This window comes from Thiocapsa roseopersicina (genome assembly GCF_900106925.1).
GTDB classification, from domain to species: domain Bacteria; phylum Pseudomonadota; class Gammaproteobacteria; order Chromatiales; family Chromatiaceae; genus Thiocapsa; species Thiocapsa roseopersicina.
The window spans coordinates 151,342-172,760 of record NZ_FNNZ01000012.1 but is presented as its reverse complement, the minus strand read 5'-3'; the positions used below and the strand labels follow the sequence as shown (position 1 = coordinate 172,760).

At 69.1% G+C, this 21,419-nt stretch carries 19 protein-coding genes; 10 read left to right on the top strand and 9 right to left on the bottom strand.

The genetic code is table 11. The annotated features are described in order from the left end of the window. Nucleotides 1–91: 91 nt before the first annotated feature. Entirely contained in the window at nt 92–574 is a 483-nt protein-coding gene (locus tag BLV04_RS13970) for a hypothetical protein (RefSeq protein WP_093033140.1), read from the bottom strand. Between the two features lie 520 nt (nt 575–1,094). On the opposite strand from BLV04_RS13970, the gene BLV04_RS24465 reads away from it, so the two are divergent. Then, entirely contained in the window at nt 1,095–1,574 is a 480-nt protein-coding gene (locus tag BLV04_RS24465) for a hypothetical protein (protein ID WP_139191936.1), read from the top strand. Here BLV04_RS24465 and BLV04_RS13960 read toward each other — a convergent pair. From BLV04_RS13960 to BLV04_RS13925, 8 genes are read right to left on the bottom strand one after another with little or no spacing between them, the layout of a single operon-like run. Further along, a complete protein-coding gene (locus BLV04_RS13960; RefSeq protein WP_093033134.1) occupies nt 1,535–5,308 on the bottom strand; it encodes a conjugal transfer protein TraG N-terminal domain-containing protein in 3,774 nt (1,257 codons plus the stop codon). The genes BLV04_RS24465 and BLV04_RS13960 overlap by 40 nt on opposite strands. 15 nt (nt 5,309–5,323) lie before the next feature. After that, the gene (locus BLV04_RS13955) at nt 5,324–6,766 is read right to left on the bottom strand and encodes a conjugal transfer protein TraH (RefSeq protein WP_093033131.1); all 1,443 of its coding nucleotides are present in this window, start codon (nt 6,764–6,766) and stop codon (nt 5,324–5,326) included. Then, nucleotides 6,763–7,752: a conjugal transfer protein TraF gene (gene traF, locus BLV04_RS13950; RefSeq protein WP_093033170.1), complete on the bottom strand. Its 990-nt coding sequence runs from the start codon at nt 7,750–7,752 to the stop codon at nt 6,763–6,765. Before traF ends, BLV04_RS13955 begins: the two co-directional genes overlap by 4 nt. Further along, complete coding sequence (locus tag BLV04_RS13945) at nt 7,736–8,344, bottom strand: FlhC family transcriptional regulator (protein WP_245731884.1); 609 nt, start codon at nt 8,342–8,344, stop codon at nt 7,736–7,738. The genes traF and BLV04_RS13945 overlap by 17 nt, the downstream gene beginning before the upstream one ends. Beyond that, nucleotides 8,341–8,655, bottom strand: a complete 315-nt coding sequence (locus BLV04_RS13940; protein WP_093033125.1) for a flagellar transcriptional regulator FlhD — start codon at nt 8,653–8,655, stop codon at nt 8,341–8,343. The genes BLV04_RS13945 and BLV04_RS13940 overlap by 4 nt, the downstream gene beginning before the upstream one ends. Then, complete coding sequence (locus BLV04_RS13935) at nt 8,640–9,788, bottom strand: lytic transglycosylase domain-containing protein (protein ID WP_093033122.1); 1,149 nt, start codon at nt 9,786–9,788, stop codon at nt 8,640–8,642. Before BLV04_RS13935 ends, BLV04_RS13940 begins: the two co-directional genes overlap by 16 nt. Further along, a complete protein-coding gene (locus BLV04_RS13930; RefSeq protein ID WP_093033119.1) occupies nt 9,781–10,053 on the bottom strand; it encodes a hypothetical protein in 273 nt (90 codons plus the stop codon). Before BLV04_RS13930 ends, BLV04_RS13935 begins: the two co-directional genes overlap by 8 nt. Further along, nucleotides 10,043–11,047, bottom strand: a complete 1,005-nt coding sequence (locus BLV04_RS13925) for a ParM/StbA family protein (RefSeq protein ID WP_093033116.1) — start codon at nt 11,045–11,047, stop codon at nt 10,043–10,045. Before BLV04_RS13925 ends, BLV04_RS13930 begins: the two co-directional genes overlap by 11 nt. 1,323 nt (nt 11,048–12,370) lie before the next feature. Between BLV04_RS13925 and mobI the strand changes: the two genes are divergently transcribed. The 9 genes from mobI (at nt 12,371) to BLV04_RS13875 (ending at nt 21,385) form a co-directional block, all read left to right on the top strand. After that, a complete protein-coding gene (gene mobI / locus BLV04_RS13915) occupies nt 12,371–12,925 on the top strand; it encodes a conjugative transfer protein MobI(A/C) (protein WP_245731883.1) in 555 nt (184 codons plus the stop codon). Nucleotides 12,926–13,006: 81 nt separating this feature from the next. Continuing rightward, a complete protein-coding gene (mobH, locus tag BLV04_RS13910; RefSeq protein ID WP_093033113.1) occupies nt 13,007–15,184 on the top strand; it encodes a MobH family relaxase in 2,178 nt (725 codons plus the stop codon). Further along, entirely contained in the window at nt 15,181–17,001 is a 1,821-nt protein-coding gene (traD, locus tag BLV04_RS13905; RefSeq protein ID WP_093033110.1) for a conjugative transfer system coupling protein TraD, read from the top strand. Before mobH ends, traD begins: the two co-directional genes overlap by 4 nt. Nucleotides 17,002–17,009: 8 nt before the next feature. Further along, nucleotides 17,010–17,396, top strand: a complete 387-nt coding sequence (locus BLV04_RS13900; protein WP_093033107.1) for a hypothetical protein — start codon at nt 17,010–17,012, stop codon at nt 17,394–17,396. Beyond that, nucleotides 17,386–18,054: an IncC plasmid conjugative DNA transfer DtrJ family protein gene (locus tag BLV04_RS13895; RefSeq protein WP_245731882.1), complete on the top strand. Its 669-nt coding sequence runs from the start codon at nt 17,386–17,388 to the stop codon at nt 18,052–18,054. The genes BLV04_RS13900 and BLV04_RS13895 overlap by 11 nt, the downstream gene beginning before the upstream one ends. A gap of 136 nt (nt 18,055–18,190) precedes the next feature. Further along, nucleotides 18,191–18,472, top strand: a complete 282-nt coding sequence (gene traL, locus BLV04_RS13890) for a type IV conjugative transfer system protein TraL (RefSeq protein ID WP_007193353.1) — start codon at nt 18,191–18,193, stop codon at nt 18,470–18,472. Continuing rightward, nucleotides 18,469–19,065: a TraE/TraK family type IV conjugative transfer system protein gene (locus tag BLV04_RS13885; RefSeq protein ID WP_093033104.1), complete on the top strand. Its 597-nt coding sequence runs from the start codon at nt 18,469–18,471 to the stop codon at nt 19,063–19,065. Before traL ends, BLV04_RS13885 begins: the two co-directional genes overlap by 4 nt. Further along, nucleotides 19,062–20,063: a TraK domain-containing protein gene (locus tag BLV04_RS13880; protein ID WP_093033102.1), complete on the top strand. Its 1,002-nt coding sequence runs from the start codon at nt 19,062–19,064 to the stop codon at nt 20,061–20,063. Before BLV04_RS13885 ends, BLV04_RS13880 begins: the two co-directional genes overlap by 4 nt. Continuing rightward, nucleotides 20,060–21,385, top strand: coding sequence for a TraB/TrbI/VirB10 family type IV secretion system protein (locus tag BLV04_RS13875; RefSeq protein ID WP_093033099.1), 1,326 nt, complete (start codon nt 20,060–20,062; stop codon nt 21,383–21,385). The genes BLV04_RS13880 and BLV04_RS13875 overlap by 4 nt, the downstream gene beginning before the upstream one ends. The last annotated feature ends 34 nt before the right edge of the window (nt 21,386–21,419 follow it).

Here is a 21,419-nt window from a genome sequence, read left to right as displayed (position 1 = left end):
CCCACACCCCGGCCGCGCGAGACCGGGGGAGCGCTTCGCCGACCCCTATCACGCAACTTGATCGCGAAACCATCAAAATCGCTGACCGCACTCATGCGAGGACTTCCTCCGTAAGCACGGCTGGCCGGGAGGACAGGACCCACCTGACGTCTGAGTTCGGCCAGTCAAACGCATTGCTCAAACGCCGCAGCGCCTTTCGAATGCCATCCACGGTACCAAGGGATGCCTCGTCCAGAGAGTCGACAAGAGCTGTCAACTCGCCGCCCGAATGCCTCCAGGCATATAGGGCACTACGGTCCTCGGCATCCAGCGCGTCCTCGAAGCCGTCTTCCCCCAGAACCTTGTGTAGCGCAACATAGACAACAAGCTGACCTTGGGCGCGCAGGGCTTTGCTCTTGGCCTTGAGCTCCATGGTTTTGCCAAAGTTAGCCCGGCCCACGATGACTGAGAAACGCCCCTCCAGCACCTTGTCCCAGGTCAGGCGCTTACCCGGAAACGCAGATGCGACCAGTTCGGCGACCGCAAGCTTCGTCAGGAGCCCAAACCGGCGGCTTAGATCAAGATATTCGTCCATGCCGCTATCATAGCTGCAAGGTAAGTCTCCTCAGAAACTAGACATGTTCTACGACCACTAGGTGAGTTGCTCGCTTAGCACGCACGACAGCTTTCTGTGTGAAGCAGCCTCTGCTATGAGCGCTCCGCGGAAACAACGAGCGGCAGCAACTGGCCGTACCGATTCGCTCTCGGTTTAAGCTGCGAACGTCTCCAATGCGTCCAGAACGGTCGCCTTGGATCGCCGGCAGTGCACGCTACCGGGTCGCCGGCCGAGCTTGAACCGGTCCGCTCGGGTCGCGACTGGGTCGCGGTCTCGGTGGCCCAATCCCGTAGAGAACACCGTTCACATTCCAGCGGCAACGATAACCCATCGACGCCGAACCAGCAGCTGAGGTCGCATGCCGCGGCGGCGCGGAGCGCGTCGATGTTGGCGTGTTCCGTCTGGCTGTCGATATCCAGGTCCAGAAACGCCGCGATCGTCACCTCGGCAATCGCGGCGAGATCGCGATCACGGACGTCATCACCTGTGGATCGGGATCATGGCGATCGCGTCCGACGAGCGGTCCTCGGATCGTGGGCATAAGGATCCGGCCTTCAAACCGCCCGGATCAGTCGCTCTCGAAGTGACGATGATGCATGTCCGCATCATCGTGCCGTCGCATCAGAAAGGGGTCACTCGGATCGAACGGATTCCTCACGAGACGGAGCGGAAACAAACGACCATAGGCTGGATCGTCCTCCTCATCGAACTCGTCCCCGTCAACGCACGGGGCTGGTTCGCCATCGAAAAAATTCCGCATGACACCGACGGCTGTCAGGACCATCAGCGACGCAAAACCCGCATCGGCGTCGATCGCGAACGCCGCCGCGATCGCCACCGGCACGGCAAGCATCCACCGAACGCGCCGCGGGATGGTCCGCAGCGCGCGAAAGACGTGTTTCGGTTTCATCATCAAGACCCTCTCTCCCCTGCCCCCGATCATTTGAGCCGTCGCAGCCCGTCCATCACGACATCGTAATCCACGGTGGCGCGATTGCCGGCCTTGCCCTCGTAGTAGCTTTGGTTCGACCCGTCCATCGGGAGTCCGGCCCAGACTTTGGACAGTCGGTGGTTGAACGTCGCGTCGTCGATGGTCCCGCGTTGCCAGGCGTTGAAGCCTGCATCGCGCATCAAGAGCAGACCCATCCGGTCTTGAAGCTCGGGCGTGAACGGCTCGCTGCCCGAGAGACCCATCCGCACCCTGAGGCGATCCAGGGTGTCGTCGATGATCTGATAGCGTCCGATCGGAGAGCCACCCCGGGTCTTCACCAAGTCCTTTTGCAGATCGCGGATCCGATCGAGCGTCAGCGCCGACAGATCCACCGCATTCTGGCCGGGGTTGCCGTACCAGGCATTGTAGTTCCCGCCGGACTCGGCGCTCGCGATGATGTCCAGCACTCCTCCGGCCGCACCTCCGACGGTCGATGTCGTCGCACCCGCGCTCGCGCCGGCCGAGAGTTGGGTCGGGGTTTCGGTCGGCGTCGGTGTTCGATGCAACTCTAACCCGGATTGTTCAGTTTTTTTTTCCGTCGCGGCCCCGTGGCTGTTGTAGTTTCCGATCAGGCGAAGGTCGGTGTCTTCGCGCGAGACCGCCGCGCGCTCGATCAACTCCGCGATGTGTTCACCGCGAGTCCCGCCCCCGGCTTCCGCGACCACCGCGGCTCTGGCGGCTTGTTGGCCTTGACTGGGCAGGTCCGCAAACACCGATCCGGTGGACTCCCGAAACAGCGCGTGTTGGGCGGATGTCAACCCGAAGCCGGCGACCTCCTGCATCCGTGCCGCAACGATGGTGTCGACGGCCTTGGTCCAGCCGGCTTCGCCGCCCGCAGCCGCCTTTCCGGCCGCGAGCGCGTCCGCCACACCGCCCCCGCCTGCCAAGGTGGATCCGAACGCCTTCGCGGCCGCGACCGTCCGATTCAGACTCCCGCCCGCGCCGGCCGCCGTCAGAGTCCCGACCTCGGCCGCTTTGATCAGGATCCCCCCGACCTCGTTGTGAAGGGTCCGTGCCGCGGAACGCGGCAGGATGGCCTGCCGATCGATGAGCGCACCGAGCCGGTCACGGTTCTGCGCACGCACCTCCGCCTCGTGCTCCTCTCGGCGGCTCGCAACCGCGTCGCGACTTTGGCCATGGAATTGCGCGACGGCGGACGGATCGTCGGCACCGCCCGCGATGCGCCCGTGCGCGTCGATCTCGCCGTGCAACCCGGCCACCCGCCCGCTCGGATCGCTCACGCCGGCCCGCTCGAAGGTCTCCCGTGCCGATCCGAAGCGCGGCGCTCCGGCTTCAAGGCCGGCGTGACGGTTCGGATCGCTGTCGGGTCCGGGTCGATGGGTCCCGAAGAGATCCCCCAGAATGCCGTAGCCCGCTTCCTTCGCGCTTTGCGCCTCGGCGGGGCCGAAGGTGCGCGTGGTCGCACCGTCCGCATGGCCGATCAGGAGGGCGATCCCGGCCGCCGCCTGCGCGGAGTCCGCCGTCATGTTCTTCGCGTAGGCCCATGAGCCCGCCAGGGTCTGGTGATCCCCGGCGAGGTTGCGCCGATCGATCTCCTGCATCACCCGCGTCATCATTGCCGGATTCTGGGCAATGGCATGACCGATTTCCGAGGCGCCGAAGCGACCCATCGCGCCGTAGCGGCTCTCCATGGAGCGCGCACGCTCCAGCGAAAGCGAGGTGGTGACGACATCGTCGGCGGAGCGGGTCAGCCGCGCGCTCTCCTCGTCGGTGAGGCGCTGCGAGAACACGTTTCGCCGTCCTGTCTGTTCGTCGAGCCTGATCGACTCGGCCAGGCGGGCCTCGAACCCCGCGTCACCCGTGACGCGTCGCGAGATCTCGCCGGCAAGGGAATCGGCGATCGTCTTCTCCACGCCGTAGGTTCGCTGAAGGTCGCCCGAAATCGACGCCTTCCCGGTGCGTCCTTGATCGTTTCTTCCGCCCGACAGACCGCCGGCCAAAGCTGCCGCGATGCCCGAGCGCGACACCTCGTCCTGTCGGTAACCCGAGGCGATCGATTCGGCTTCGGCCAGAAGCGTCTTATCCGTCGCACTGCCCGTGGCTGCATACTCCCAGCCCTTCGAGCGCGCATCGAAGCTCTCGCCCGACCGGGACGCCGTCGCGCTCGCGGCCGCACCCAAGGCGGAGGAAAACCGGGAGCTGGCCTGCTGCACGGCCTGCTCGCCGGAGCGCACGCTGTCCTGCATGGAGCGCCCGACATCCGCCGACCAGAGCACGGAATTGGCGTTCGGCGTCGTCGTGCCGGTGAGCGGGGCATGGGTCTTGAGCGACCCCATCGACAAGGCGGCCGCGGGATTCACCGCATCGGGGCTCGCGATCTTCTCGTTGACGTGGTCCCCGCCTTGCAGGCGTCCCGCCAAATGGGTCGCGGTGACCGCCGAGCCGTAGATCAGCATCAAGGAGATCGCCGGCGTGCTCGCCGCGAGCATCCCGCCGACCCCGAGATAATCCGAGAGGATGAAGTCGAGCTTCCACAGCGCGAAGATCGAGGGCAGCTCCAGGTTGCCCATGCCGGCATTGCGCAGGGCATCGAGTTTGCCTTGGGTCGTCAGGATGATGTAGAGGTTGATCACGGCGAGGATCGGCTGCCAGAGCTGGATCCAGAGACCGAACAGCAGGTACTTGCCGATCATCCGGATACCGATCGTGCCCAGCCCCACGGCGAAGACCATCAGCGGGGAGACGGCGAACAGGAACGCCTCGAAGAAGGTCATCATGGGGCGCACGATGCGCGCGAACAGGGTCTCCTCGGCCGCCCATTGGGTGTTGCGCTGCTGGGCCGCCTGGGTGATGGTCGACGCGGTTTCCCAGCGTCCGAGCTCCTCCCAGACCTGTGCCTCGCCCTTGGGCAGGACGCTCGCCGCCACGGACATCACCATGTAGTTCTGCGCGTCCACCCCGGCGCCGGCGACGGCATCCAGAGCGGTCTGTACGGCGTTGTCCACCTCCCCGGCCTGCACGGCGAGGGTCGCCGCGAGCGAGCCGCGCAGCGCCGGCAGGAACTCGGTGGTCGTGTAGGCGGACAGATCCGCCCAGGCATCGTCGCATGCCTTCACGACCGGGGCCCCGCCCAGCCACAGCTCGGTGGTCGGCATCGGATTGGCGACCGCCAGGGCGCCGGTCCAGCTCGGATCGCGCAGCACGCTGTCCAGGGAGCGCTGTCCGGTGTCCACGTCGTAGAGCACGCACTCGGCGATGTAGTTGACGAAGGAGCGCTCGATGTCCGCGCCCGGTGTCGGGCTGTTGGCCGCACCGAGCCGCGCGCGCGACAGGGTGCCCGCGCGCACGCTCTGCAGGATCTGCAGGGGTGCGGCGAAGCCGTAGTCGGTCATCGCCGGGGTGGAGAACGCCTGCTCGAAGAGCCGGGTGACGCCGTACCCCACCTGCGAGAGCGCCGAGCCGACGGCGGCCACGCCCAAGGGGACGTTGTCGACCCGGTGCACCGCCCCGGAGTAGAGGTCCTCCACGCTCACCCGCGCGCTCGGACCGAACATGCCCAGGTAGATCACCAGCGCGATCAGCATCTGCTGGTACTGGGGGGCGCGCGCCTGCACCAGGCCCTGAAAGGTCACCAGGATAACGCCGATCAGGAAGCCGACCCCGGCGAGCTGGCTCATGTTGCCGGTGCCCATGAGCATGGCCACCGCGTTGAGGACCGCCGCGAGGTAGGCGGCGTCGCCGATGGAATAGATCTCGAACATGGCTGTTGCCGTGCCTCAGCGTTGGTTGGGGGTGGACTCGGCCCGGCCCTTCACTTGGGCGGACAGATCCCGGTAGTAGGCGAGCAGGGATTGGGCGTTGCCGTAGCGCGCGGCGAGGACGGCGTATTCGCGATACACCTGCTCGCGCGCGCCCTTGATCTGCTCGGCGACCTTGGCGGTGTAGGCATTGGCGCCCATCGCGAGCGCGTTCTCCGCCGCGCGCAGCAGGTCGGACATGATGAGTTGAGCCATTTCCAACGCGATCACGGGCGCGGCCTGCTTGGCGAAGATCCGCGCCAGGCCCTCGTCGTGGCGGGCGAGGTTGCGCAGTTGCGCCCCGATGCCGTTGGGGGCGAGCTCCATGAAGGCTTGCTCGCGGGCGGTCGGTGCGGTTGCGCCCAGTCGAAACTTCTGCACCAGACCGACGCTGCCCGGGACGTTCGGATCGCCCAGCAGCAGGTGATCGGTGTACTGCACCAACCCCACGGTCTGCGTATCGGCGATCACGCTCGGCGCCATGCAGCCGTTCACCGCCGTGTCGTTGCAGCTGTAGCGCCGCACGACATGGTTCACGGTGCTCTGACCGGGGCCGGTGTCCTCGTGCGCGCTGCTGCCCCAGAGCAGATCGCGCACGCTCATGAGGTTGCCCGGCAGCGGGGTGACCCGGAAGTTGTCTCCGGCTCCGTCGGGTGCGGGCTCGGGCGGACCGAGGATCACCGAGCCGGTCACGCTCATGATGGCTTCGAGCAGGGCATCGTCGCCGCCGACGAACCAACCGGCCGCGCCTTGGCGTTTGAGCGCCTGCCAGACCAGATTGCCCTGCAGATCGGCCTCGGCGCGCTGCTCGTCGGTCAGGTTGTTCGCGACCTGATTCACCGGGCTTTCCCCGGAGGTCAGGCTGCGGGTCTCGAAGACGTCGCCGAAGCCCTTCACCATCGCCACCAGCGAGGTGTTGTCCTTGTGCTGCACGTCGAAGGCGCTCGCCACGTCGTTGACCAGACCCTTGGCGAGCTGACAGGAGTTGGCGTAGCCCTGATTGAGCGCCTGGAGCTTGCGCTGCAGCGACTCCATGACCTCGACACAGGTCGGACACATGGCGGTCAGGGCGACCTCGAAGGCGTAGCCGGTCGCGTTCGCCGCGATCGAGCGCATCAGTTGTTGGAACTGATCCGCGGAGATGAAGCTGAAGGAGCCGGCGAACATGTCGATGCCGCCGCAGCCGGCCTCGAAGGACGGCGGCACCACATGCCAGAGCGACTCGCTCATGAGGCGGTTGCGGTTCACCACCGACCCGCCCGAGAAGGCGCCGCGGCGCTGTCCCATGTGTGCGGAGGGGTTGGTGAGATTGACCATGCTGTCGAACATGACGCTCGACTGGGTGGCGATGCCGGCCGCCTCGGCGGCGGGTGTCGCCGTCGCGGCGATCAGGACAAGGGTCGGTGCGAATCGAATCTTCATCGGGGGGCCTGGCTGGAGTCGGGTCGGGTGTCGGGAAGAACGGTGGCGCGCAGTGCCTCGAGCAAGGCGCGCGGGTCCTCGGGGAGTGCGGAGAGGGTCGCGGCAGCGCTGCGCGCATCGGCCGGACCCGCTCGGAGACGGCTCGCCTCCGCCTCGTTGACCCAGCCGGCCTGGACGGCGGCGAGGACGATGCGATCGCGCAGCTGGGCGAGCGAAAGCAGTCCCTGGGCGATCGGCGCCACCGCGCCCTGATCCGGGCGGGCGAGGAACATCGCCGGGGTGGAGATCACGCCCAGCGCCTCGGCCTGACCGCGGTCGATGTCGAATGCGGGAAACGTCCCGTCCGCAAGGCCCGCCCCGTCGAGCGACACCGCCAGTACCGCGAAGCCGTAGCGCTGCGCGAGGGCCTCCAGGAGCGGGGCCTGTGCATCGCAATAGGGACAGTCCGAGCGGAAGAAGAACCAGAGCGCGGTCTCCCCGGCGAGGCGTTCGAGCAGTGCATCGCCGGCGGCGCTCGCCTGTTTGTCGGCCAGGTTCGCCCCGAAGTTGGCGGTGGGACGGCGGGTGATCTCGTCGAGGACGGGATCGCCCTGCACCACGCGCTCGGACACCCGAGCGAACCGAGTGGACTTGTCCATCGCGATGCGCTGCAGGTGCAGGTAGACCGCCACGTTCTCGGGGGACGGATCGTCGATGGCGCGGTCGCGGTAGGTGTCCAGGTGTTCGCGGAACCAGTGCGCGGAGAGCGGCGCGGGCGCCTGGATCGGTTCCGGCGCCGGTGGCGACGCCGCGACGGGTTCGGACGGGCTCTCCTCGACGGGCTTTGAAGGCTGCTCGGTGATCGGCGCAGGGACGGGCGGCTCCCGGTACCAGAACCAGCCTTCGGCATCGCGCGCGTAGAAGCCGCCCGCGGGTGCTGCCGGCGTCGGTCCGGCCGTCAGCGCGACCAGGAGGCCCGCGGCGAGGGCGTCAGCGCGTGGTCGCATCGGGATGCCCTGCTCGCCGAGGAGAGGCGCGTCCGCCGGCCCGCGCATAGAGGGCGCACAGCGGACAGCCGATCAGGATCGCGTCGCGCATGGCGATGTAGCGGGCCTCGCAGGACGGACACCAGGCGATCGCGGCGAGCCCGGCGCGCAGATCCCGCGCGACGATCCAGGCTTGGTTGATACCCAGAACACCCGCATGCGGGCCGTCGATCAGCGCCAGATAAAGCTCGTAGGCGCGCACCAGACCCTGCGGGTCGATCATGCGCCCGAGGGCGCCGTCGCGACGGTGCTCGGCATAGACCACGCCGAAGAGCGAGGCCGCGGCATGCTCGGTGCGGGTGCGGATCATCGACCCGGCGCTGTCCGGCAGCGGACCGCGCGGCGGTGCCCGCCCGTGCAGCTGCCGATACCAGCCGGCGAGGACCGTACTCTTCAGCCCGGTGGCCCAATGCACGACCCCGACCCGCGCGCCGTGCCTCAGCAATGCGAGTGCGAGGTTCTCGGCGTCGTGTCGGGCGAGGTGTGGATCCGGCATGCGTGCAGAAGTTTGCCCGAGGGCGATCGGGCCGGGCTTCAATGGATCGGCGCTCACCCCGCACCCCCGGCGGCACGCAGCGCCAGATGCAGATTGCGCAGGGCGGGCGGCACCTGCGCCCGGGCGAGCGGTGCGTCGAGGCTCGCGCGGAAGGTCACCACGGGTGCTTCGGCCAGATCGAGCACCGCCTCCAGCGTGGCGCCGGCGAGCCACTCGGCCAGTTCCGGGGTGACGCCGAACAGTGTTGAGGCCACCTGCGGCGAGACCCTGGCGGCATCCCGTGCGCCGATCCAATAGAGGCGATTGCAGCGTCGCACGGTGTCCTGCAGGTCGGGGATTCCGGGGGACGGCATCAGGGTTGGCGGCATTGCAGATACTCCGATCGGGATTCGAGAACGCGGGGGACGTAGGTGCGGGTCTCGCGATAGGGCGGGATGCGATAGCCGTGCTTGATCACGGCGCCCTCCCCCGCGTTGTAGCCGGCGGCGACCAACGCGGGATCGCCGTCGAACATCCCGGCCAAGTCGCGCAAGTAGCGCACCCCGGCGTCGATGTTCTGCTCAAGGTCGCGCGGATTCGCGCCGTAGCGGGCGGCGGTCGCGGGCATCAGCTGCATCACGCCGGTCGCGCCCTTCGGGGAGACCGCCGTCTGGCGGAATGCGCTCTCGCGCCGGGCGATGGCGAGCGCGAACGCCGGATCCACGCCGTGGCGACGTGCGGCGGCCTCCACGAGGGCGGCCACGGGTTGTTTGTCCGGGGCGATGCAATGGTTTTGGTGCCTTGCAACGACGGTGCGAATGCGCGGGCCATCCTGTGCCGTAGCGCCGGAAGACGCTGGCGACGGTACGGCGGGCCGTTCGGACGATTGTTCGGGGGCTTCGACAGGAGATGCCGCAAACCCGCTGCCCGGTTCACTCAGCGCCGCGGCGAGTGCGAGGATCCGTGCGCCGAGTGTCTCGGCCGCGGTGTCCGATGCCGCGCGATACTGACCGATCCCCCGCGCCGGGTTGCTCGGGTAGGCGCGCAGACCGACGGCGATCAGTGCGGCCCCGCGCGCGAGGTTGCGCGCCGGATCGAGCAGCTCGGCCGGCGTGCCGCCGAACCACAGGTGGCGCACCGGCACGGCCAGGAGTCCGACCGCGAGGTCTGTCGCCGCGTCCGACGAGGCGTCGTCCAGGGCGCGTTGCGCGTCCTCGCGGGTCGCGTAGTGCACGCGACGCCCGTCCACGACGAGCGTCCAGGGCCACGGCGCGGCCTGCCCGTTCGCGATCCGCCCGTTCGCGATCCGCCCGCTCGCCGACAGCGCGGCGGCATAGAGCAGATTCGGTTCGATCCCTTGAGCCCCTGCCGGTTCGGCCCAGACCGACGGCAGCGATGCTTGGCCGTGGCTGTCTGGCGGGCCGACGGGTGCGCCGTCGATCGTTTCCGGCGCGGCATGGACGGGCACGGTCGTGGCCAGCACACCGCAGAGGACACCGGCAAACCAGGCGCACTTAATCATCGACGCGCCCCAGTCGGCCGACGAGCCGATCCCGGCGCCGCAGTGCCGCCGGGTCGTCGGACATCGACGGCGTTGCCGGTGCCACCTTGGCAAGCGCAACGGCACCGCCTTTGATCGCCAACAACCCGACGGCGGCGAGGTGACGCAGCCGTGCGGCCCGCGAGCGCTTGGGCAGCTGCACGAGATCCGCCAGCAGCTCGGGCTGGGACGGGCCGATGTTGACCACGGCGCGCAGCAGCTCGCACGAGCGCGCCTCAGCCGGCATAACGATGAAACCCGCGCGCGTTCGCAGCGATCGGATCCGGGGCCACTACCACCGTTGCACCCGGAAACAACCCGGCCGCCGCCCGCAAGTAATAGCTTCCGCCGCCCCCGGCGATCAACACGAGATCCACGCTCGCGCTCTCGCGGCGCAGGGATCGGCGCAGGCTCTCCAGGGCGACCGCGCAGACCGGTCCGGCCGCACGCCCGAGGAGGGTCGGCACCGACAGGCGATGTCCGGCCTGCAGCACATGCCCACGCCCGGCGCGCAGCGCGGCCTCCAGACCGAGCGGCTGGGGCTTGCCGCCCGCCTCGGCCGCGGCCTCCTGCGCGGCCCGCTCCAGCAGCACCGACATGGCCTCCAGGCTGGTGCCGCTGGCGCTGCGGCGCAGCTCCCCTTTGACAACGAGCGCCCAATCGAAGGAATAGAAGCCGGCGTCCAGCACGATGACGGTGCCGGTCTCGATGCGCTCGAGGATCTCCTCGTCCGTGGCGGTATAGACCAGATCGAGGTAGGCGCCGATCGGCTGCGGAACGACCCGCACCTCCCCGACCTCGACGCGCGCCTCGCCGCTGCCGTGCCGCCCCGTCAGGAGGCGCTTCAGGCGCTCCCGACGGCGAGGGTCGTCGGCTTGGGCGACCGGCAACCCGGTCACGACCAGGTCGATGGCGCGCTGCCCCGTCAGCCGAAGCGCGGCCAGGGCCAGGGCGTGATAGCTCGGGGTGGCCGGATAGTCTTCGTGCAGCGGGCGCTGCCAGTCCTCGAAGCGCTCGGGCTCGATCGCCGCTGCCCAGAGCACGCCGTCCAGATCGACCGGGACCGGCCGATCGGCGGCAGCGCCGGTTGCGCTCCCCTCCTCCTCCGCGCCGATGCGCTCGCCCAGACGCTCCCGCGGAGCGGCTCCGGCCGGGCGCAGGATCAGTCTCGGCAGGTCTCCGCGAGGCCCTGCGGCAATCTTCACATTCGAATAGCCGATATCCAGTCCGACGACGTACATGGCTCCGCCCGTTGGGTTCACACCGAATGCACGGGCGGTACACAAGCGCGCTTCACGCCGTCGCCGTCCCGATGCATTCCGATGACAAGGTTCACAAGAGATCCGCAATCGGCCTACGAGAAGGCGACAGCGAACGCTCGGCATTCTTGGCGTCGAGGCGCTGCAACGCCAGCCGTTTAAATGACCGAAAACGGTGTCTTTCCGGGCGGTGCCCGGAACATTGCCCGTGCTAACCTCCCGGCGCCCAACGGCAATGGAAAACGGTTGTCGATCGCGGGTAAGAGAAACGAATGCGACCCGAAGGACTGATAGGTTCCGGAAATGAAACGGGAATGCCGATCGGTGAGAACGCGGCGTCCGCATTTGCGGTTCTGCAGTGGAGAACAGGGATCCACGAATGAAACCCCGAGCGGCGTTTTGCGCCGTCCGGCGACACCCACCCGATGGATGAGCGAATACGAACGCCCGTCCCGAGCGATCAGGGATCAACGCATGACACGACCGAACAGCAATACGGAAGACGAGAACGCGCTTGTGCCTTCAGATCGATGAGAGCGTGACATCCCGAGCGCGCGAGTGACGACGGCGCTGCCTGCCCTGACCGGAAGCTGCCCGGAGCAAGTGAGAACAGCGGGCGCTGTTTCACCAAAGATAAGAGGGTGCGAACACCCGGCCGGCGTGCCGCCTGCCCACAGGCTCGAGGCAGCCTTCCGGGCAGGCCCGCTCGGCGCAACGGGCAGGGACGCCGAGGACGACGACGCCGCCGACGCGGACGCGGCACCGAGCGATATCGCGGAGGCGCTCGACGCCTGGATCGCGCGCAACCTGGCGGCCCTGCAAGAGCGCGCCGAGCAAGAATGCAGCGCCTTCGAGCAACGCCTAGCGAAGGCCGGTCGCGGACTGCCCCGCAGTGCATGGGGCAGCGCCCGCTCGTGGAGGACGCCGAGCAGGGATTCGGCGCGATCCGCGCCGGCGCGCGCCACCTCGCCGAGGTGCGCACCCGCTTTCGGGCCGCCGCCAAACGGTCCGGCAAGCTCGGTCTGACGGAAACCCGAGCAGCGTTTTGCGCCGTCCGGCGACACCCACCCGATGGGCGCGCGAATAGGAACGCCCGTCCCGAACGATCAGGGATCAACCCATGACACGACGACCGAACGGAAATACGGAAGACCTGAACGAGGGGTTGCACTCTGCACGAGGAGCGTGCGACGCGTCGACCGAGCGACGACGGCGCTGCCTGCCCTGACCGGAAGCCGTCCGCGGCAGGTGAGAACAGCGGGCGCTGTTTCACCAAAGATAAGAGGGTGCGAACGTCCGGCCGGCGTGCCGCCTGCCCACAGCCTCGAGGCAGCCTTCCGGGCAGGCCCGCTCGGCACAACGGGCAGGGACGCCGAGGAGGATGCGTCACCGAGCGCTGTCGCGGAGGCGCTCGACGCCTGGATCGCGCGCAACCTGGCGGCCCTGCAAGAGCGCGCCGAGCAAGAATGCAGCGCCTTCGAGCAACGCCTGGCGGAGGCCGGTCGCGAACTGCCGCGTAGCGTATGGGGTCGCATCGGCGTGCGGGTGCGCGCGCAGCGGGCTGAGCGCGCCACCCCCGGCGCCTTCTCCATCGAGTGGGTCACCTACCGCCATGTGCACACCGCCACGGGTGTCGTCTATCTGTCGGACTACATCCGCAAGGGCGACGGGGATCGCTACCCGAAGAGCGCCTTTCGCGGCATCGCACGAGACTGGCAGCGCCCGCTCGTGGAGGAGGCCGAGCAGGGATTCGGCGCCATCCGCGCCGCCGTGCGTCAGCTCGCCGAGGTGCGCACCCGCTTTCGGGCCGCCGCCAAGCGGTGTCGCGAGCTGGATCTGGACGACGACGCCGCGCGCTGACGGGCGGTCCGCCGCAAAGCAGACCCATCCGCGCGGTTATCGCCATGGCCGGGCGCATCCGCGACGGTGCAGGATGCCCCGATGACACTCTTCGATCTGTTTCGCCGCTCCAAGGCGGCCGCACCGACGCCCGCACCGGGTTCCGATGCGATTGCCGAATCGGCCCCCGCTCCGGACGAGGATCTGCTGCGCTACCCGCCCTTCATCAAGGGGCTGCCGGCGTCCGACGTGGACGCGCTGCTCGCCAAGCAAACCGAATTGATCCGGCGCCTGCAGGACGGGGTGGGCATGAACGACGCGGATTACCGCGACCTCGTCCTGCCGGTCGTGCGCCGCCTCGCCGCCTTCGTGCATCTGCTGCCCGCCTCCGAGGCCCATCATCACCGCGGCTCGGGCGGGCTGCTGCGCCATTCCCTGGAAGTGGGTTTCCTCGCCGCGCAGGCGTCGATGCGCCACGTCTTTGCGCTGGATCGCGAGCCCAAGGACCGCTATCACCTGGAGCCGCGCTGGCGGGTCGCAAGCGGCCTGGCCGGGCTGCTGCACGACATCGGCAAGCCCGTCGCCGACCTCACGGTGTCGGATCGCGACGGCACCCTGACCTGGTGCCCGCATGAAGAGCCGCTGCTCGACTGGGCCCGCCGGCATGGACTGCAGCGCTACTACCTGCGCTGGCGCGAGACGCGCCGCCACAATGCCCATCTGCAGATGGGCACCTTGGTGGTGCACGCCATCCTCACCCCCGAGATCAAGACCTGGCTGAGTCGCGATCCGGCGATCCTCGCCAACCTGATCGCGGTCGTGGGCGGACAGGAGGAGACCTCGGTCGTGGGCACGGTGGTCGGCAACGCCGATCGGGCGAGCGTGGCGCGCGATCTGCGCGAGAACCGCATCGATCCCGACGCCTTCGCGCTCGGCGTGCCGGTGGACCGCTACCTGATCGACGCGATGCGCCGTCTGGTGCGCGACGGCACCTGGACGGTCAACACCCCCGGCGCGCGCCTGTGGATGCTCGCCGACGGGCTCCATGTGGTCTGGCCGCAAGGCGGCGAAGACATCGCCGGCCTCTTGGCGCGGGACAAGATCCCCGGCATTCCCAAGGCCCCCGAGACCATCGCCGACATCCTGGTCGAGCGCGGTCATGTGACCACCTATCGCGAGGAGGAGCGCGACCGCTTCTACCGCCGCATCGCCCCGGCGCCGCTCGTGAAGGACGGCAAGCCGGTGCAGCTGACGATGTTGCTGCTCGCCTCGCCCGAGCTGGTTCTTGCCGGGCATCCGCCGGCACCGGTGGCGCGGTGGCAGGAAGGTGCGACCTCCGGGCCCGTCCGGATCGAGGACCCGACCGAGCTCATCATGAGCGACGCCGATGCCGTCGATGCTCCCGACACCGACCTGACCCGCGCAGCGCAGCTCGACCTGATCACCGGGGCGGAGCACACGGCCGATCAGGACGCGTCGGTGGCCGCCACGCCGTCACCGCTGCAGCCTGATGGCGAGTCCACGCCTATGACGAAACCTGCTGCCGTGGCCCCTCCGCAGCCGAGGACCCCGAACGACCCCGCCACCTCTGCCCGCAGCTGGCTCGCAAGCCGCGGCCCCGGCGGCCTTGCCTTGATCACGCTGCTCCGGTCCATCGCGGACGGCGAACGCCCCGCCGAGATCCTCGTCCGACGGGAGCGCCATCTGCTGATCCCCTACCCCGAGGGGTTGACGGCACTCGCGGTACCCGGCATCGGGACGGAACCCGCAGACCTCCTGCACGCCTTGTGGGACGACGGTCTGCTCGCGATCGATCCGCGTCGCCCCTTGCTGCGGGTGCGCGAGATCGACGGGCGGATGCGGGCGATGCTCACGGTCGAAGCCAGTGCCGCGGTCGCGACGCTTCTTCGGCCCGTCCTCGACCGAACCCCGACGGATGTCCTCGTTGCCGCGCCGGGCACGCACGACCCGGTCGGGGCAGAAGCCACCAGCGACACGCCCGAGGCTCCACCCGGCGCGACTGCCCGCGCAGCCGAACCGCCCAAAGCGCCTCCGCGCAAAAGCGCCGCGCGCGCCTTCGCCGAGGACTTGGCGGCACAGTGCCGTGACGGGCGGGTGCAGACGACGGCGGTCCCGAACGGTCTGCTGATCGACCACGCCACCCTCGCGGCCTTGGCCGCCGAGCACCGCATCCCGCCGTCGAAGCTGCTGCGGCGCCTCAAGCATCAGCCGGACTTCATCCCCGACACGCGCGGGATCATCCTGGCGGGGCGGCCGTGAGCACCTATGCCAATCCCTGGCGCCCGCTCTTCGAGTTGCCGGCGCTGCTGCTGTGGACCGGCATCGCGGCCGTGTCCTGGGCCACCGCGGAGCTGTGGGATCTGCACGCGGCCTCCTTTCGTTGGCTCGGGGTCGGCAGCCTGGTCATGGCGCTGACCTGGCTGCCCGGCACGGTGCGCGGCATCAGCCGGCGCGACTGGCTGCGCGGGCGTCCGCAGCAATTCATCGACCCGCAGGTGTTCGCCGCACGCGTGCCCTCCTGGCCGGGGTTGCTGTGGATGGGCCGCGGGTTCGATTGGGAGGCCCGACATGCCCAGGAGGCGCTCGACCTGATCCGGCTCGGACCCGAACGGTTCGTCCCGCGCGATCCCGGCCGTCTGGGCGCGACCTGGATCCACGGGCTCGGCGGTGCCGATGCGGAGATCACCGTCCCGCTCGCCCACACCGAAGGGCATGTGCTGATCGTCGGCACCACCGGGTGCGGCAAGACCCGCCTGTTCGATCTCCTGGTCACCCAAGCGGTGCTGCGCGGGGATGCGGTCGTAATCCTCGATCCCAAGGGCGACCGCGGTCTGCGGGCCGCCGCCGAGCGCGCCTGCGCCCTGGCCGGCACGCCGCAGCGCTTCGTCTCCTTTCATCCGGCCTTTCCGGCCGAGTCGGTGCGGCTCGATCCGCTGCGCCACTTCCAGCGGGCCACCGAGCTGGCCAGCCGGGTGGCCGCCCTGATCCCCTCGGAGACCGGCAACGATCCCTTCAAGGCGTTCGGGCAGATGGCGCTCAGCCATGCCGTGCACGGGCTGCTGGCCGTGGAGGAGCGCCCGACCCTGGTGACGCTGCGCCGTTATCTGGAAGGCGGTGCGGATTCCCTGGTCGAACGTGTTCTGCAGCGCTACTTCGATACCCACCTGCCGCACTGGCAGGAGCATGCCGGCCCGTACATCAACAAGGCACGCGATGCCAATCGACGCGCGCGGGGTCTGCTCGCCTTCTATCGCGAGCGCGTGCGCGGCGAGCATCCTTCCACCGTCATCGACGGACTCGGGGGCCTGCTCGAGCACGAGGCCGTGCACTTCGGCAAGATGGTCGCGAGCCTCATGCCGGTGATCGTGATGCTCACCTCCGGACACCTGGAAGGTCTGCTCTCCCCCGACGAGACGGACCCGAACGATCCGCGCCGAGCGGCCTCGATCGGGGAGATCATCGCGCGGCGCGAGGTCCTCTACGTGGGCCTGGACAGTCTCTCCGACCCCATCGTGGGCAGCGCGATCGGCTCGATGCTCACCGCCGATCTGGCCGCCGTGGCGGGCTCCATCTACAACCACGAGGCACACCCGCGCCCGACCGACATCTTCATCGACGAGGCCGCCGAGACGGTCTCCGATCCGCTGATCCAGCTGCTCAACAAGGGGCGCGGGGCGGGGCTGCGTCTGACCATCGCGACCCAGACCTTTGCGGACTTCGCCGCGCGCATGGGCAGCGAGGAGAAGGCGCGCCAGGTGCTCGGCAACCTCAACGGGCTGATCGCGATGCGCGTGATCGATGCGAAGACGCAGGAGTACATCGCCGAGAGTCTCCCGGCGGTGCGGCTGTGCACGGTGGTGAAGAGCCAAGGCTCCACGACCGCGAGCGATCGACCGCTGCTCTACACCGGCAATGCCGGGGAGCGCCTCGACGAAGCCGAGGCGCCCTTGTTCCCGGCGGCGCTGCTCGGGGAGCTGCCCAACTTCGAGTATCTGGCCCGCTGGCCGGGCGGGCGCGTCTCCAAAGGCCGCTTGCCGATCCTGGGCGAGCCCCTGCCGCCACCGGCGGAGCGGTGACGACGCGGATGCCACACCGTCGCGATCCGACCGGGCGACTTGCGCTGTCGGCCCTGTCGCGGGCCGACGCCCGGACGCTGCGCACCCTGGAGCTGGAGTGGCCGGATGCCGTCGGACTGCTGGCGCGGGTCGCGCTGCTCGCCTGCCCGTCCGCGCCGTCCGAAGACGACCCTGCCGAACCCGCGCTGGCGATGATGCGCGCGGGCATCGCCGCCTACCGTCGCGCCCGCAGCGACGGCGAGGACGATTTGGCGCGTTTCGCGGCCTTCGTCGACGGCATCACCCTCGCCCTGGCACGCCGACACCAGTATTGCGTGGCGCGGGCGCTGACCGAGCCGCAGCGCCGGGTGCTTGCGCGGCGCGTGCCCCCGAGACAGCCATTCAGTGTGGGATAGCGCGAGCACCAAAGAGGGTCGCGGCGTGTGGCTGTGGGCGGTCGCCTCCACCCTGCTGCTCTTCGTGCTCGAGCTCGTCCTGTTCGCCTCCTTCATCCCGAGCGATTGGGCGCACGGCGTCGAGCAGACCGAACGGCGCGAACTCGTGGAGATCCTCGGGGCCGACGCTGCGCAGGGGATTGTGGCCCGCGGCGCGCGCTGGTACGACACACTCTTCGTGGAGACCGGCATCGCGCCCTGGACCTATCGCTTGGTCGCGACCGGACCGGGCGTGGAGTCAGGCTACGGCCTGGAGCCGATCGGCGCGAGTCCCGCCTGGGCGTGGTTGCGCGGACGCCTGGACGTGATCTGGGGCGCGTTCGCACAGGCGCTGCGCCGGATCGCACTGCTGCTGGCCTGGTGGCCGTTCATGGCGATCGTGCTGACGGCGGCGATCGGCGACGGCTGGCTGCGCCGTCGCATCCGGCAATACGGGTTCGTCTACGCCAGTCCGCTGGCGCATCACACCGCGCTGCGGATCCTGCTCGCGCTCTGGTTGATCGTCGGTCTGCTGCTGTTCGCGCCGATCGCGATGCCGGTTCTTGCGGTTCCGGTGCTCGGTGTTGTCTCGGCGCTGTGCGTGGCGTTCGTGGTGACCCATACGCAGAAGCAGCTCTGAACCGCGTGATCCCGCCTTCAAGGCGAGGCCGTTCCACCTGCGGCAAAGCGGGCGCTTTCGGCGGGTTTTCGCCGTCGCCCGCCGGAGAGGCGTGACGCACCATGCGCTCACGTCAAAACCGCGCAACAGGCACCCGATGGAGACCCTCGACTTTCCCCACCACATCGACGAACCGCCCACGCTGCTGTTGTGGCGCATGGACGATCTGATGCCCCTGGTGCTGGCGCTCGTCGCCGGCATCCTCGCCGGACAGCTCACCATCGCCCTGCTGCTCGGCGCCCTGCTCTCGCACGGTTATCGGCGGTTTCGCGATCGCCAAGCCGACGGCTACGCCCTGCATCTGATCTACTGGTTCGGCCTCATGCCGCTCGGGGCACGCTCCACGCCCAACCCCTTCGCGCGGCACTACGTGCCATGACCCTCGGCGACTTTCTCTCCACCTGGCGCGGCACGACACTCGAGAATCGTGTCTGGCGCATCACGGTGCTGGTCCTGGTCGCCTCCAACCTGATCCTGGTCGGACTCGTCGGTCAGGTCGAGCGCACCGTGGTCTTGGTCCCGCCGGTCTTGGAAGGCGAGGTCACGATTGCGCGCGAGTACGCGAGCCAGGAGGTCGAGGAGTCCTGGGGCGTCTACGTCGCCCAGCTGCTCGGCAATGTCGGCCCGACCACGGTCGACGGGCTCGTGCGCGTCTTGGATCCGCTGCTTGCCGGCGGGCTGCATCGCGAGGTGATGGCCGCGATCGCCGATCAGACCGAGGCGATCAAGCGCGAGAACATCGCCATGCACTTCGCCCCGCAAACGGTCGCCTACGACACCGCCACCCGCACCGTCTTCGTCACCGGACAGCACAAGACCGAAGGCCCGGCGGCCGCCCCCGTGCTCAACCGACGCACCTACGAGCTGCGGGTCGAGTTCCGCAACTACCGCCCGCTGATCACCCACCTGGAGGTGTATCGCGGCGATCCGCGCAGCGCGCGCGATGCCCACCCCGAGGACGCGAACACATGATCACCCGACGTCTCTCCATCCTCGCCGCCGTCCTGGCCGCGTCGAGCGCGCAGGCCGAGCCGGCCTTCGAGATTCCCCCGGTCTCCTGCATGCTGCTCGACGCCGGGTGCACGCCGAGCGCGGTTTCCTCGGTCCTGCAGGCGTCGCGCTCCGCGCCGTCGCCCGAGGGCCTGATCCGCACCGTCATGGGCGCCGGAGCCACTCCGGCGCGGCTTACGGGAGGCACCCTGCCGGTCACCTTGGAGCTGGGTCCGCGCAACCTCGCCGTCACGCCGGGCACCACGGTGCTGATCGAGATCGCCATCGGACACCTCAACCGCATCGTCACGCCCTTTGCCGACCCGGTCGTGCACACCGTCTCCAACGCCTCGACCCAGGTCGACGGCAGCGTGGTCTATGTCGCCACCGACACCGAAGAACCGGTGGCCCTCTACATCGGCGACGGCCAAGGCAGCACCCTCGCGTTGGCGCTGACCTTGGCGCCGCGGTATGTCCCGCCGCGCGAGGTCCGTTTGACGGTGCCGGGGTATCAGGGCACGCGGACGGGGAACGCACCGCGCGCCGCGGTCGAGCCGGTAGCCGTGATGCCGATGCTCGCCAACGCCTCGGACCGCGACGGCGACGGCGACGGACCGGCGTACGTCTCGGACCTGGTCGAGCAGCTGCGCGCGTTGGCGCAAGGTCGGATGCCCGAAGGTTTTCGGATCGCGAAGGGATCGGGCGGAGCAAAGCTGCGGTGTGCCGAGGGGCTGAAGGTGCGCACCGTTGAACGCGCCGAGGGTCCGGCATCCGACCTGCTCAAGGCCAGGGTCGCCAACACCGCCGCGCAGGCGATTACGCTCGAGCACGACACCTGCCGCCCGGATGCCGCGACCGCCACCGTGGCCGCGATGGCCGCCTGGCCGCGCCGGGTGCTCGCGCCCGGCGAGGAGACCGAGGTCTTTCTCCTCCTCGTACGCGACGCGCCCCCGCATCGCACGAGCGGACAGCCGCGATGAGGCTGCACCGACACTGGGAGAGCCTCTCGCCCAACGCCAAGCGGGTCGCCGCACTCGGTGGCGGCGTCTTCGTGGTCTCCGTCCTCACGGCCGGGAGCTTTCTGTTCGCCCCGGCACAGACCCCGGGCCTGCACGCGCCCTCGCCGCGCGATACCCTGGTGCGCAACATCCTCACGGATGCGGATCCGCGACAACTCGGGATCGAGGCCCTGGTCAATCGCCTGGAACGCATGGAAAAGCGCATGAGCGAGGTCCAACGCAACCTCGAGCGCGGCGCCACCGCCGCACCGAGCACCCCCGCGCTCGGGACGGCGCAGCGCGAGCAGGACCTCGGCAACGCACGCGAGCTCGAGGTCCTGCGCGGGGAAATCGATCAGCTCCGGGAGGCCCTCGCCGCGCAGGCACGGCAGGCGGCGAACCCGCCGGGGCTGCCGCAACAGGAGCCGCTCGACGATGCAGACCCGGCAGCGCCGACCGGCACCGCCGCGGAGCCGCACCGACCGGCGCCGATGGAGACGCTGTTCGGACCGCCGACGACACCGCCGGCCATGCCGGGAGCGGCACCCTCCTCCGCCGTCCCCGCTCAAGCACAGGGACGCACCTTGCAGATCCGCACCGTCGCCGCGCCGGCGTCGACGGCGCCAGCCGCGACACCCTCCCCCGGCACCCCCGAGCCCGGATCCGTCTATATTCCCGCCGGCGCCATCCTCAAGGGGGTGCTGCTCAACGGCATCGACATGCCGACCGGGCAGAACGCCCGCAAGGATCCCGTGCCGGCCCTGATCCGAGTCAAACATCAGGCGATCCTGCCCAACCGGGTCCGGGCGGATCTGCGCGAGTGCTTCCTGCTGGTCGGCGGCTTCGGCGATCTGGCCTCCGAGCGGGCCTATCTGCGCGGGGAGACCTTCAGCTGCATCCGCAACGACGGCGGCGTGATCGAGATCCCTATCGACGGCTATGCGGTCGGCGAGGACGGCAAGGTCGGGGTACGCGGGCGGGTGGTCTCCAAGCAAGGCGTCCTGCTCGCCAAGGCCCTGCAGGCGGGGTTCCTGCAATCCTTCTCGCAGATCTTCAACCGCATGCCGACGATCCCGGTCAACACCGGCACCGGCACGGACCTGCAGTTCCAATCCATGCTCACGCCCCAAGCCCTGAGTGCCGCCTCGGCACAAGGCGTCGGCGGCGCAATGGATCGTCTGGCCAATTACTATCTGGACATGGCCGAGCAGCTGCTGCCGGTGATCGAGGTCGATGCCGGACGCGGGGCGGAATTCATTCTCAACCGCGGGGTGTCGATGAAGCTGGCCGATGTAGTGGAGTAACATGAAGACGATCGACGTCGGTCGCGTCGATCTC